The organism is Kitasatospora sp. NPDC023118 (assembly GCF_055560875.1).
This window is the reverse complement of sequence record NZ_JBVHHW010000007.1, coordinates 280,439-293,029: the sequence shown is the minus strand read 5'-3', so window position 1 is coordinate 293,029 and position 12,591 is coordinate 280,439. Positions and strand designations below refer to the sequence as shown.

9 protein-coding genes and 2 pseudogenes are annotated in these 12,591 nt (G+C 72.6%); 7 read left to right on the top strand and 4 right to left on the bottom strand.

What is annotated here, in order from left to right:
• Positions 1 to 242, bottom strand: a pseudogene (locus tag ACZ3UD_RS12120) (IS5/IS1182 family transposase); the annotation flags it as partial.
• Between the two features lie 250 nt (positions 243 to 492).
• Positions 493 to 1,101 carry a hypothetical protein gene (locus ACZ3UD_RS12115; RefSeq protein ID WP_465585469.1) on the bottom strand — a complete coding sequence of 203 codons (609 nt, stop codon included), beginning with the start codon at positions 1,099 to 1,101 and terminating at the stop codon, positions 493 to 495.
• Between the two features lie 163 nt (positions 1,102 to 1,264).
• Between ACZ3UD_RS12115 and ACZ3UD_RS12110 the strand changes: the two genes are divergently transcribed.
• Positions 1,265 to 1,399: a hypothetical protein gene (locus tag ACZ3UD_RS12110; protein WP_465585468.1), complete on the top strand. Its 135-nt coding sequence runs from the start codon at positions 1,265 to 1,267 to the stop codon at positions 1,397 to 1,399.
• A gap of 225 nt (positions 1,400 to 1,624) precedes the next feature.
• Here the strand turns inward: ACZ3UD_RS12110 and ACZ3UD_RS12105 are convergent, their stop codons facing one another.
• Positions 1,625 to 4,060 (bottom strand): collagenase, encoded by a 2,436-nt coding sequence (locus tag ACZ3UD_RS12105; protein WP_465585466.1) that lies wholly within the window; start codon positions 4,058 to 4,060, stop codon positions 1,625 to 1,627.
• A gap of 259 nt (positions 4,061 to 4,319) precedes the next feature.
• Between ACZ3UD_RS12105 and ACZ3UD_RS12100 the strand changes: the two genes are divergently transcribed.
• The 4 genes from ACZ3UD_RS12100 (at position 4,320) to ACZ3UD_RS12085 (ending at position 9,651) form a co-directional block, all read left to right on the top strand.
• Positions 4,320 to 4,739, top strand: a complete 420-nt coding sequence (locus ACZ3UD_RS12100; protein ID WP_465585465.1) for a DUF6153 family protein — start codon at positions 4,320 to 4,322, stop codon at positions 4,737 to 4,739.
• Positions 4,740 to 4,846: 107 nt separating this feature from the next.
• Positions 4,847 to 6,466, top strand: a complete 1,620-nt coding sequence (locus ACZ3UD_RS12095; protein WP_465585464.1) for a multicopper oxidase family protein — start codon at positions 4,847 to 4,849, stop codon at positions 6,464 to 6,466.
• A gap of 340 nt (positions 6,467 to 6,806) precedes the next feature.
• Complete coding sequence (locus tag ACZ3UD_RS12090) at positions 6,807 to 8,741, top strand: APC family permease (protein ID WP_465585462.1); 1,935 nt, start codon at positions 6,807 to 6,809, stop codon at positions 8,739 to 8,741.
• 148 nt (positions 8,742 to 8,889) lie between these two features.
• A complete protein-coding gene (locus ACZ3UD_RS12085) occupies positions 8,890 to 9,651 on the top strand; it encodes a methyltransferase domain-containing protein (RefSeq protein ID WP_465585461.1) in 762 nt (253 codons plus the stop codon).
• A 106-nt stretch (positions 9,652 to 9,757) separates the two neighbouring features.
• Here ACZ3UD_RS12085 and ACZ3UD_RS12080 read toward each other — a convergent pair whose 3' ends face one another.
• On the bottom strand, positions 9,758 to 10,417 hold the full coding sequence (locus ACZ3UD_RS12080; protein WP_465585460.1) for a transglycosylase family protein: 660 nt from the start codon (positions 10,415 to 10,417) through the stop codon (positions 9,758 to 9,760).
• Positions 10,418 to 10,728: 311 nt separating this feature from the next.
• Here ACZ3UD_RS12080 and ACZ3UD_RS12075 point away from each other — a divergent pair.
• Positions 10,729 to 10,902: pseudogene (locus ACZ3UD_RS12075) on the top strand (5'-methylthioadenosine phosphorylase); the annotation flags it as partial.
• Positions 10,903 to 10,993: 91 nt separating this feature from the next.
• Positions 10,994 to 12,397 carry an MBL fold metallo-hydrolase gene (locus ACZ3UD_RS12070; protein ID WP_465585458.1) on the top strand — a complete coding sequence of 468 codons (1,404 nt, stop codon included), beginning with the start codon at positions 10,994 to 10,996 and terminating at the stop codon, positions 12,395 to 12,397.
• Positions 12,398 to 12,591 lie beyond the last annotated feature (194 nt).

Here is a 12,591-nt window from a genome sequence, read left to right as displayed (position 1 = left end):
AGGCCCAGCACGTCGACAGCCAGTCCCCGCTTCCTGCCGGGCGTCTTCTTGTTCGCGTCCAGTCCCGTCGTCTCCTTCGGCACCCCCGCCGCCACACGGACGGACTGGGTGTCGATGATGACCAGGGACGGCTCCTCTAATCGCCGGGCCCGCTCCCGCACCTGGCAGCGCAGGATCTCCTGGATCCGCTGGTCAAGACCGTCCTGACGCCACAGGGTGAAGTAGTAGAACACCGCCGACCAGTGGGTGCGGCTGCAGCCGCACCCACCAACGCCCGTTGCCGCACCATCCCAACTGCCGCGTCCGGCCGTTACGGTGGATGCCGCCAAGCAGGGCGAGGCGGCCGCGGGTGCGGTCGCGTTCGTGGACGCCGTATCGGGCCGCGTTGTCGCGCAGCAGGGTTGAGTTGGCGGGGCGCTGAACGGTGGTCCTCGGTCGGCGCCCTCACCAGACTTCCACGCGAGCTCAGCGGCCAAGCGTTGTGCGGCACAGTCAGTGGGCGTCGCGACAGGTACCGGTGGGGGTGCAGAGGGCGATGGAGAGGGGTCTGCCGGTCGGGGGGATCCGGTAGTGGTATTCGGCGAAGGTGACGAGGTCGCCGGCACCGAGGTCGATGGTGCTGCGGTGGACGGGGCTGACGATGTGGGCGGTGTCGCCGGAGACGTTGATGTCGTCCACCTGGCCGCGGTAGGCCGTGAAGGCGTAGGCGTCCACGCCTGCCGTGGTGTCGGTCGGCATGGGGGTGCGGGGGATGAGGTCCTTGATGGCGGTGAACCAGATGGTCGTGGGAGCCTCGCCCGCGTGGTTGATGATGGCGTAGCAGACGTCGAAGTTGTCCACCAGCCAGAACGCCATCGCCCGGTACTGGCCGTCGTTGTCGAGGACCACCAGGGTCGGCCGTGTCGGTTTCGGGCACTGGGGTGGTGTGTTGAGCGAGGCGATGAGGTCCACGATCCACTGCGCGGACGGCGGGGCGGGTTCGGGGATCAGGACCGGGTGGCGGATCGGGCCGGGGGTGGGGATCGGCTCGCACGCGGCGGCCGCCGTCAGGGCGGTCACCAGCACCGCCGTCGAGCAGAGCGCACCGAAGCTGCGTTTCATCGTGTCTCCCCCGGAACGACGGGTGCGCCCCAGGATGCGCCCCCGACTCGGGCGGCGGCAAGACTCCGGGCGCGGCCCGCGCCCGGAGTCTGTGGTGGTGCGTCAGGAGGGGCGGGGGAGGTGGGCGAGGCCGGGGGCGCCGGGTTCGGCGAGTCTGGGGAGGGTGAGGCGGGAGACGGGGGGTGAGGGTGCCGACAGCGACCTGGTCTCGCTCGGCCTGGCGGACTGGCTGCCGGAGACCCTCGCCGCGCTGGGCCTGCGTACCTTCCCGATCCCGCTCCAACTCGCCCAGATGTAGCTTGGGTTGGCCTGGCACCCGCGCAACTCGGCGAATCCGGGCCACCGTTGGTTCCGTGAGCGAGCACCTGGCGGCCGCCGTCCGGCAGGCGCGGGCGGAGTGAGGCGGCGGAGTGACACGGCGGAGGGGGCTGCGGAGGGAGACGGCGGAGGGGGATGGCGGGGAACGGCGAGGGGGCGCGGAACGGACCCCACCGTCCGTACCGCGCCCAGCAGTTGATCTGCGTCACCGGCGCAGCGGGCCCTCGCAGGTGTAGTCGGCGGTGCCCGCCTTGCCGTTGGTCCAGACGTCGACCTTTCCGAAGGTGCAGTTCATGTCGTTGAGGTTGTTGGCGTCCTCGACGTCCTTGGTGCGGCTGAGGATGAAGTAGTCCACGGTGTCGGACATGTCCTTGAAGACCTTGTCCGGGTTGGTGGAGTCGGAGAGGTTGGCGGTGATCTTGCCGGTGCAGATGAAGCGCATCGGCTTGTTGGCCCAGTCGCCGTTGTCCTTGCAGTTCGGCGTGGCGCCGGTGGCGTCGGCGAACGCGTCCTGGACGTCGTCGGCCTCGGCGAGGTCCAGGGAGCCGTTCGCGAGGAAGGAGGTCGACGGCACGTACAGGTTGTCGACGTTCTTGATCTGTGCGTCCAGGAAGGCGTAGTACTCGGTCTGCAGGGCGGCGTCGGTGCCCATCCGGTCGCGCCAGGCGTCGAAGCCGGCCGGGTCGTCGGCGCGCTGGTGGCCGTACATCTCGCGGATCAGCGCGGGGTGCTTCTGCCAGAGGAACTCGAAGAAGGTGCCGGCGTAGTTGTAGAAGTGGAACGCCGGGGTGTCGTTGTAACTGGAGTGCAGGATCTGGGCGATGGTCATCCGGGGGATGCCGGCGGCCTCGTCCGAGGCGAGCTTGCGGACCAGGGACTTGCGCACCAGGATGCCCTGGTCGCGGGTGGAGCCGTCGAAGAACTCGGCGGTGCCCTCGTCCATCGCGGTGGTCTTGTCGTTGGCGTACCAGCGCTCGTCGCCGAAGTAACCCGGCACCGCCCAGCGGCCGTTGAGGTAGTGCACGTACTCGTGGCGGAACAGTTCCTCCAGGGTGAGGGTGGAGTCCTGGGGGACGCGCCGCTGGTAGGTGTAGAAGGTGGCGCCGCGCTCGATGTAGATGCCGCCGTTGTTGGTGCTGTAACCGGTGAGGATCGGGTGGTACACCTCGTAGTCGGCGCGCGAGGCGTACAGGTGGATGTGCAGGGTGGTGTTGATGTCGTCGGCGAGCGGCTGGTCGGTGCCGAGGACACGGAAGTACTGGCTCTTCACCTGCTTGCTGGCGTAGTACATCTGGTCGACGGTGGCCTTGTCGAGGGCGGTGTGGACCTCGATGGCGCCGTTGTCGTAGGTGTACGTGTGGGGGAAGAGCCTGGCCTCCAGGTCGGATATGCAGACGCCGTACTGCTGGCAGACGCCGTAGGTGTTGGCCCAGCCGATGGCCTTGGCCCACGGGTCGGACCACTCACCGAAGGTGGTCCTGGTGGCGTCGATCAGCGGGCCGAGGTCGGCGAGGGTGGCATCGTGCAGGGCTGGGACCTGGCCGAAGCGGCCGTACTCGCCGACGGCGTCGCGGGCGGCCCAGGCGTTCTGGGTGCCGTTGAGGTGGCCCCAGGAGGCGTACGCGCGGAACGCGGCCCGGTAGTCGGCGTCGGAGGCGACGGCGGCGAGGAAGGCCGGGTCCTGGTTGTAGATCCCCAGGTAGTTGAGGTTGAGCGCCTGCAGGACGGCGTTGCCCCAGTGGGTGTTGTCGGCGAGGGCGGTACCGGGGGCGAGCGAGGCGAGGATGCGCTTGGCGAGGCCCAGGTTGTGCTGGCGCAGGCCGTCGGCGCCGGCGGTGATGGCGGTCTCGCGCAGGATGTCGGCGGCCAGGTCGGTGCCGTCGAAGGCGTGCGCGCTGCCCGCGTACGTCGTGACGGCCTGCTGGATCACGGTGAGCGTGGCCGGGTCGCCGACGTTCAGCTCGTGGTGGTTGAAGGCGTGGTAGACGGTCGCGTGCAGGTACGTCCACAGCTCGTAGACGTGGGAGGCGCCGGTGCCGTCGTCGGTGGCGGACAGCTGGGCGATCCGGCGGGCGACGGCCTGGACGTGGGCGTTGTCCATGGTGGTGGCGAACCGGGCGTCCCAGGTCCAGATGACCGAGCGCAGGCAGCCGTCGGCGGTGACGGCCGGGTCGGTGAGGAAGGAGACCAGCTGGTCCGGGTTGAGGCCGGTGAAGCCGTCGACGGTGCAGGGCACCCCGGCGCTGGTGTGGGGCGCGGTGCCGGCGGGGGTGGCGGCGAGTTGGTCGGCGGTCGGGGCGGGCGCGCCGACGTGGTCGGGCAGCAGGCCGGGGATCAGGGTGCTGCCGAGCGAGCCGCCGCCGGGGGCCGGGGCGGGGGCGCCGGGCTTGGCGGCGGCGGTGCCGAGGTGGTCGGCGTCGTCGTAGGCGGTGCGCTGGTCGGGGTCGGGCTGGGCGGGCGCGACCTGGGTGGGCTTGGTCCGGGTGGGCTTGGTCCGGGTGGGCCCGGCCTTGGTGGCCGTCGCCGACGGCGCGGGGGTGGGCGGCGCGGCGGCCTGGGCGTTCTGCAGGGTGGGCAGTGTGAGGGTCGCGGCTGTCGCGGCGGCGAGCAGGACTCGCTTGGCAACGCGGGAAGTTGACACCGGCTCTCCTGGAGGGGGAAGTGGCAGGGCGGTGCGAGGCGGCAGTGCGGTGGGTTTCCGGCCCGGGACTGCTGGGACTGCCGGGGGAGGCGGGGCGGACGCTGGGGGTCGTGGCCGCCCTTAGGTGAGCCGTAACATAGCAATGTGAAATTGCACCTGCCAAGAGGGTGAACAGGTTTGACCCCGGTCCGGCGTCCGGTCGCAGTTCGGGATACCCTGTGGGGGTACTTGGCAGCCGGAGACGGTCGGGAGGCGAACCATGGCGCGGCAACGGCCGAACGGTGCGCCGGTTCCGTCGGTACTGCGTCTGCTGCTCCTCGCCGCCCTGCTGTTGGGTGTCCTGACGATGCACACGCTCGGCCACCCGACCGGCGGCCACGGCGGTCACGGAGTCGAGGTGGCGGCGGTCCAACAGCTGCCGGAGCACCACGCGGCAGCCGTCCCGATGACACCCGCGAGCGTGACCGCCGACCCCGCCGCCGACGGCATGGACCCGATGACGGTCTGTCTCGCCGTCCTGGCCGGCTGGACCCTGGTGCTCCTGATCGCCGGCCCGCTGCTGCGCCGCAGTGGCGACGCCGCCGCCGAGGTGCGGGCCCGGCTGCTACGGGCCGTCCGCGCGCTGCCGCCCGACGGCGGGCGGATACTCCTCAACCGGCTGTCGGTGCTGCGTCAGTAGGCGCGCGCCCGCCGCTCCGTGCCCGCGCGCGCTTCCCTGCGCCCGCGTACGGAACGGCCGACGCGACGTCCCGTACGCCCACTCCACCGCACGAGGTGCACTCCGCCATGCGCACTCCCACCCGTCGTACCGTCCTCGGCGCCGCGCTCGCCGCCGCCGGGACCGGCCTGCTCGCCGCCTGCTCTTCCGACTCGACGAAGGGCATGGACCACTCGTCCATGAACCACTCCTCGATGAACCGCACCGGTACCCCGGCCGCCGCCCCCGCCGCCCCCGCCGGCTTCGTCGCGCCCAACGGCCCCGAGGTCGCCGCCGCCGAGGCCGGGCGCAAGCCCGGACCCGAGCGCAAGGTCGCGCTCACCGCCACCGAGACCACCCTCGACCTGGGCGGACGCACCGTCCGCAGCTGGGCGTACGGCGACCGGCTGCCCGGCCAGGAGGTGCGCGCCACCCTCGGCGACACGCTCGCCGTCACCCTCGCCAACCACCTGCCGCAGTCCACCTCCCTGCACTGGCACGGCCTCGCGCTGCGCAACGACATGGACGGCGTGCCGGGCGTGACCCAGGCCGACGTCAAGCCCGGCGCCTCCTTCGAGTACCGCTTCGCGCTCGCCCACCCGGGCACCTACTGGTTCCACCCGCACTCCGGCGTCCAGCAGGACCGCGGTTTGTACGCGCCGCTGATCGTCGAGGACCCGAAGGAGCCGCTGCGCTACGACAAGGAGTGGGTCGTCGTCCTGGACGACTGGGTGGACGGCGTCGACGGCAGCACCCCGGACGCCGTCCTCGCCGAACTCGCCAAGGGCATGGGCGGGATGGACCACTCCGGCCACGACATGTCGGGGATGCCCGGCATGGACACGGGCGGCACGGGCGGCGCCCCCACCGGATCCACCGGCCCGTCCCGGATGCTGATGGGTGCCCGGAGCCCGTTGCTCGGCGGCGACGCGGGCGACGTCGCCCACCCGTTCCACCTGGTCAACGGCCGCCTGGCGAGCGCCCCCGAGACCTTCACCGCCAAGCCCGGCGACCGGATCCGGATCCGCCTGATCAACGCGGGCGGCGACACCGCCTACCGGGTCGCCCTCGGCGGCCACGACCTGACGGTCGCCCACACCGACGGCTTCCCGGTCGAACCGGCCACCACCCAGGCGCTGCTGCTCGGCATGGGCGAGCGCTACGACGTCCTGGTCACCGCCAAGGACGGCGTCTTCCCGCTCACCGCGCTCGCCGAGGGCAAGAACGCCGCCGCCCTGGCCGTGCTGCGCACCGGCGGCGGCACCGCGCCCGACGCCGGGACGCGCCCGGCCGAGCTGGACGGCAGGCTGCTGACCGCCGCGCAGCTCAAGGCCGACGCGAGCGTACGGCTGCCCGCCAAGGCGCCGGACCGGACGGTGAAGCTGGAGCTCACCGGCGGCATGGCGAAGGCCGACTGGGCGTTCAACGGCCGCAGGTACGACCCCTCGCAGCGCTACCCGGTGGCGGCGGGGGAGCGGGTGCGGCTGGAGTTCCGCAACAGCACGGGCATGTGGCACCCCGTCCACCTGCACGGACACACCTTCGCGCTGGGCGGCGACGGCCCGCGCAAGGACACCGCGATCGTGCTGCCGGGCACGACCCTGGCCGTGGACTTCGACGCCGACAACCCGGGTCTGTGGATGGTGCACTGCCACAACGTCTACCACTCGGAGGCCGGCATGATGACCGTCCTCGGTTACCAGGCGTAACCCCGGTCCACGTTCTGAGACGCCGGGGCGGGGGCCACCTCCCTCGCCCCGGTCCACGTTCTGAGACGCCGGCCGTTGGACCGCCTCCCCCGCCCCGGCACCCGTCCCGCCACACCGTGCCACCTGCCCCGACCTGCGCATCCATGACGTTTTCTTAACGCGGGCCGATGACGTCTCCTTAACGGCTGTCGCATAGCCTGGCGCACTGCCGTCGCCCGACGGCGCTTTTACGGGGTCTTTAAACAAGAGGTGCAAGGTGGTTTCGTCGGGTTCGACGGAGACGGCGACGGAGGATCCGTCGTCGGCTCGAATACGGCTCCGCAGCTGGCTGCTGGAGGACATGTCCCCGGACAAGTCCGCTCAGAAGGCCGGCACGGAGGCATCGGAAGGCGGTGCGGAGCCGGGGGACTCCACCGCCGACGCCGAGCACGGTGCGCACGCCGGCCAGCGCTGGTGGCGCGTGATGTGTCTGACCGGCCTGGACTACTTCTCCACGCTCGGTTACCAGCCGGGCATCGCCGCTCTCGCGGCCGGCCTGCTGTCGCCGATCGCCACGATCGTGCTCGTGCTCGTCACCCTGCTGGGCGCGCTGCCGGTCTACCGGCGGGTCGCCCAGGAGAGCCCGCGCGGTGAGGGCTCGATCGCGATGCTGGAGCGGCTGCTGTCGTTCTGGAAGGGCAAGCTGTTCGTCCTCGCCCTGCTCGGCTTCGCGGCGACGGACTTCATCATCACGATCACGCTCTCGGCCGCCGACGCCAGCGCGCACCTGGTCGAGAACCCGCACCTGACCAGCGTCCTCGGCGGCAAGCAGATGGTGATCACGCTGATCCTGGTCGCCCTGCTCGGCGCGGTCTTCCTCAAGGGCTTCAGCGAGGCCATCGGCATGGCCGTGGCGCTCGTCGGGGTCTACCTGGCGCTCAACGTGGTCGTCGTCGTGGTCGGCATCTGGAAGATCATCCAGGCGCCGCACGTCGTCGCCGACTGGTCCAACGCGCTGACCGCCGAGCACGGCAACGTGTTCGTCATGATCGGCGTCTCGCTCGTCGTCTTCCCGAAGCTCGCACTCGGCATGTCCGGTTTCGAGACCGGCGTCGCCGTGATGCCGCACATCAAGGGCGACGCCGGCGACACCGAGGCGAACCCGGCCGGCCGGATCCGCGGCACCCGCAGGCTGCTCACCACCGCTGCCGTGATCATGAGCACCTTCCTGATCGCCACCAGCTTCATCTGCACGCTGCTCATCCCGGCCAAGGAGTTCGAGGACGGCGGCCAGGCCAACGGCCGCGCCCTCGCCTACCTGGCACACGAGTACCTGGGCGGCGCCTTCGGCAGCGTCTACGACCTGTCGACCATCGCCATCCTGTGGTTCGCCGGCGCCTCCGCCATGGCGGGCATGCTCAACCTGCTGCCCCGCTACCTGCCGCGCTACGGCATGGCCCCGCACTGGGCCCGCGCCGTCCGCCCGATGGTGATCGTCCTGACGATCGTCGGCTTCCTGATCACCTGGCTGTTCGACGCGAACGTCGACGCCCAGGGCGGCGCCTACGCCACCGGTGTGCTGGTCCTGATCAGCTCGGCGGCCATCGCCGTCACCATCGCCGCCTACAAGAAGCGCCAGCGCGGCTGGACCATCGCCTTCGGGATCATCGCGGCGGTCTTCCTCTACACCACCGTGGTGAACACCATGGAGCGCCCGGACGGTGTCAAGATCGGTGCCTGCTTCATCGCCGGCATCATCCTGGTCTCGCTGCTCTCCCGTCTGAAGCGCGCCTTCGAGCTGCGGGTGACGGACGTCGTGCTGGACGACACGGCCGAGCGCTTCATTCGCGACTACGCCCACCGCCCGTTGCGCCTGATCGCCAACGAGCCGACCAACCGGGACGTCGCCGAGTACCGCGACAAGATCCGGCAGATCCGCGCCGACAACGACATCCCGGGCGAGGACGACCTGGTCTTCGTCGAGGTGACGGTCCGCGACGCGTCGGACTTCGAGTCCGAGCTGACCGTGCGCGGTGAGGTGCTGCACAACCGCTACCGGGTGCTCGCCCTGGAGAGCTCCAGCATCCCGAACGCGATCGCCGCGCTGGCGCTCACCGTCCGGGACCGCACCGGGCAGCGGCCGCACCTGTACTTCGAGTGGACCGAGGGCAACCCCTTCGCCCAGTTCCTGCGGTTCTTCCTGTTCGGCCAGGGCGAGGTCGCGCCGGTCACCCGTGAGGTGCTGCGCGAGGCGGAGCCGGACCGGACCAAGCGTCCGCGCGTCCACGTCGGCTGACCCGCGCCCCCGCGCCGCCACGGCCCGTCCGGTCCTCCACGACCGGGCGGGCCGTCGCCGTTTCCGTAGGCACCCCTAGAGTGCGATCGGACCAATACTCCGTTGGTCGAGCACAGCGCCGGACACCGCGAGAAAGGGCCCAGCCCGCATGAGTACCGCACCCGAGCACTACGACCGTCTCCTCGCCGCCCACTACACCTGGATGCTCGGCGGCGACATCCCCGCGCTCGCCGAGGCGCAGGCCGAACTGCTGGCCGGGCTGGGGGTCGCGCCCGAGGCCGGTTCCGGCACCGCCGTGGACCTCGGCGCCGGACCGGGCACCCAGACCCTGGCGCTGGCCCGCCTCGGCTTCGGGCCCGTCCTCGCGATCGACACCAGCGCGCCGCTGCTGGCGGAGCTGACCGAGTCGGCGGCGAAGGCCGGGCACGCCGAGGCGGTCCGGACCGTCCGGGCCGACCTGCGCGGCGCGCTGCCGCAGCACACCGAGCCGGGCTCGGTGGCGGCGGTGGTCTGCATGGGCGACACCCTCACCCACCTGCCGTCCCGCGCGGACGTGGCCGCACTGCTGCGCGACGCCGCCGCCGCGCTCGCCCCGGGCGGGCGGCTGGTGCTCACCTTCCGCGACCTCACCCGCCCGCTGGCCGGCACCGAGCGCTTCCTGCCGGTGCGCTCCACCCCGGACCGGATCATGACCTGCTTCCTGGAGTACCCGGACGAGGACACCGCACTGGTGCACGACCTGATCCACACCCGCGCCGGCGAGGGCTGGACCCAGCGGGTCAGCAGCTACCCGAAGCTGCGGCTGGCGGTCGGCTGGGTGGAGGAGCAGGTGCGCGCGGCGGGCCTGGAGGTGCGCCACAGCGAGACCAACGCGCGGGGGCTGCACGTGCTGGCGGCGGTCCGGCCGTAGCCCGGCCGTAGCGCCGGGGCGCCTCGCGGAGAACCCGTCGGGGGGCGACCGCAGGGCGCCGCCCACGCCGGAAGGGCGGCGTGGGCGGCGGGTCGGTGGGGCGCGGTCAGGACGGCAGGCGTAGCACCAGGCCGGGCTGGATGAGGTCCGGGTCCTCGCCCACGACGGAGCGGTTCAGCGCGTAGAGGGCGGGCCAGCCGCCGGGGACGCGCAGCGCGGTGGCGAGCTGGTCCAGGGTGTCGCCCTCGCGGACGGTCCACTGGCCGTCGTCGGCGGAGGCGGACGTGGACGCGGGGGCCGGCGTCGAGGCCGGCGGCGGCAGCACGGGGACGCGCCCGTGGTCGCGGGTGGCCCCGTGGCCGTGGCCGTGGCCGTGGCCACGGCCGCTGGCGGCGCGGGCGCCGCAGACCGGCCACGGGGAGAGGCCGCGACGGTCGGCGAGGTGCTGGGCGACCGCCATCTGTTCCTCGCGGCTGGCGAGGTCGGGGCGCGGGGCGTAGGCGAGGCCGCCGTTCGCCCGCCAGGTGGACTGGTCGAACTGGAGGCCGCCGAAGTAGCCGTTGCCGCTGTTGGCGTGCCAGTTGCCGCTGCTCTCGCAGGCCGCCACGCGCCCCCAGTCGTACCTCCCGCCGTCCGGCCTCCCACCGGGGTCGGTGCCGGTCTCCCCGCCTGGGGGTGCGGCGTGGGCCGCGGAGGCGGCGAGGGCCATGGCGAGGGCGCAGAGCGCGGTGGGGACGAGCTGGCGGAGACGGGCGGTGGGAGGCATGGGCGACTCTCAGGTCCGGGGACAGGGCGTGCACCGCCCGGAGGCGGCGCGTTCCAACCGACGCATGCCGAGTGGGGCGTGCGGTCGGCGACACGTCCGACAGGTCACCCGCTCGGCCCCCCGGGACCACCCCGGCGGCCCTCGGACATCCGGCCGTACCCCTGCCGACGGTCCGACTCCTGAAGTGGCCGGGACGCCTCTCGACGAAGGGTGGGGAGGAACGATGACGATCGATCAGGGCACCGCCCGGGCCGAGCTGGGTGTGATCGGCGGTTCGGGGCTGTACGCGCTGCTGGACGAGGTGACCGAGGAGCGGCGAGGGCGTCACCCCCGCGGAGGTGCCGGAGGTCTTCGCGGGCAACGTCGACCGGCTGCGCACGGTGCTGTTCAAGGCACTGGAGCTGTTGCCCGGCGAGCGGGACTGCGTCTGCTCGCATTCCCTGGACGGGCTCGTCACCGGGCTGCCGGGGGTGGTCGTCGGCTGAGCCGGGACGCCTGGTCGGCCGCTGTCGCCGGGATGTGCCCGCGGTTGCTGCATCCGGACGCAGACCGCACTGTCAAACCAGGAGGATCGAGATGCGCTTCGCCGACGAACACCTGATACCGCTGGTCGACGAGGGACTGGGCAACAGCGCCTACCTGGTCGACCTGGGCGACGGCCGCGCCCTGGCCGTGGACGCCAGCCGGGACCTGCGTGCCCTACGGGCCGCCGCCGATCGGCGCGGGCTGACCGTGGCCTTCGCCGCCGACACCCACCTGCACGCCGACTTCCTCTCCGCCGCCGTCCAGCTCGGCCACGACGACGGCGCCACCGTGCTCGCCTCCGCCGCCGGGCACCGCACCTTCCCGCACACCCCGCTCGCCGACGGCGACGAGGTCGACCTCGGCGGGCTCACCCTGCGCGCCCTCGCCACCCCCGGGCACACCGACGAGCACCTGTCCTTCCTGCTCCTCGACGACGCCGGAGCCGGCGCCACCGAGCTCGGCGTCTTCACCGGCGGCTCGCTGATCGTCGACTCCGCCGCCCGCCCCGACCTGCTCGGCCCCGAGCGCACCGAGGAACTCGCCCGCGCCCAGTACCGCTCGCTGCGCCGCCTCGCCACCCTCCCCGACCATCTCCCGGTCTGGCCCACCCACGGTGCCGGCTCCTTCTGCTCCGCCCCGCCCGGCGCCGCCCGCACCACCACCGTCGGCGCGCAGAAGCAGTCCAACCCGCTGCTCGCCGCGCCCACCGAGGAAGCCTTCGTCGCCGGACTGCTCGCCGGCCTCGGCAGCTACCCCGCGTACTTCGCCCGCCTCGGCGAACTCAACCGCACCGGGCCGCGCGTCCTCGACGGTACCCCGCGCCTCCCGCTGCTCGACGCCGCCCAGCTCGGCCGACTGCTCGCGAGCGGCGGCCAGGTCGTGGACGTCCGCCCGGCGGCCGACTACGCCGCCGGGCACATCCCCGGCGCCCTCTCCATCCCGCTGCGCGGCCAGTTCGCCACCTGGCTCGGCTGGCTGCTGCCCGACACCGCCCCGCTGGCCTTCGTCACCGGCGAGGACCAGGACCTCGACGAGCTGGTCTGGCAGGCCCACAAGATCGGCTACGAGCGCCTGGCCGGCCGGCTGGCCGGCGGCATGCGGGCCTGGCGCGAGGCCGAAGGAGCCGTCGCCGCAACGGAGTTCGTCACCCCGGAGGAGGCCGGGCAGCGCCCGTACCTGGACGTCCGGCAGGAGTCCGAGTTCGCCGCCGGGCACGTCCCGGGCGCCACCCACATCGAACTGGGCTCGCTGACCGGCCGCGCCGCCGACGCCCCGCAGGGCGCGCTGATCGCCTGCGGCCACGGCGAACGCGCGATGACCGCCGCCAGCATCCTGGAGCGCGCCGGGCACACCGGCCTGGCCGTCCTGCGCGGCGGGTTCGCCGAGTACGCCGCCGCCCGCGGTGTCCGCCTGGTCGAGGGGACGCAGGCACCGCGATGGTCTACCCGGCGCTGATCGCCTCCGTCTCCGACCACGCCCACCCCAGCCGATGCGCCAACAGGGACAAGTGGCGAATCTGCGGCGGGCGGAGAAACCGCATCCGGGGCTCCCCGGAGGCCGAGCGTGGAGGGCGACGGCATCCCCGCCTCGACGAGACGAGGAGACCCGATGCCACTCACCCCACTCCGCCCCCGTGCGGACCAGGGCGA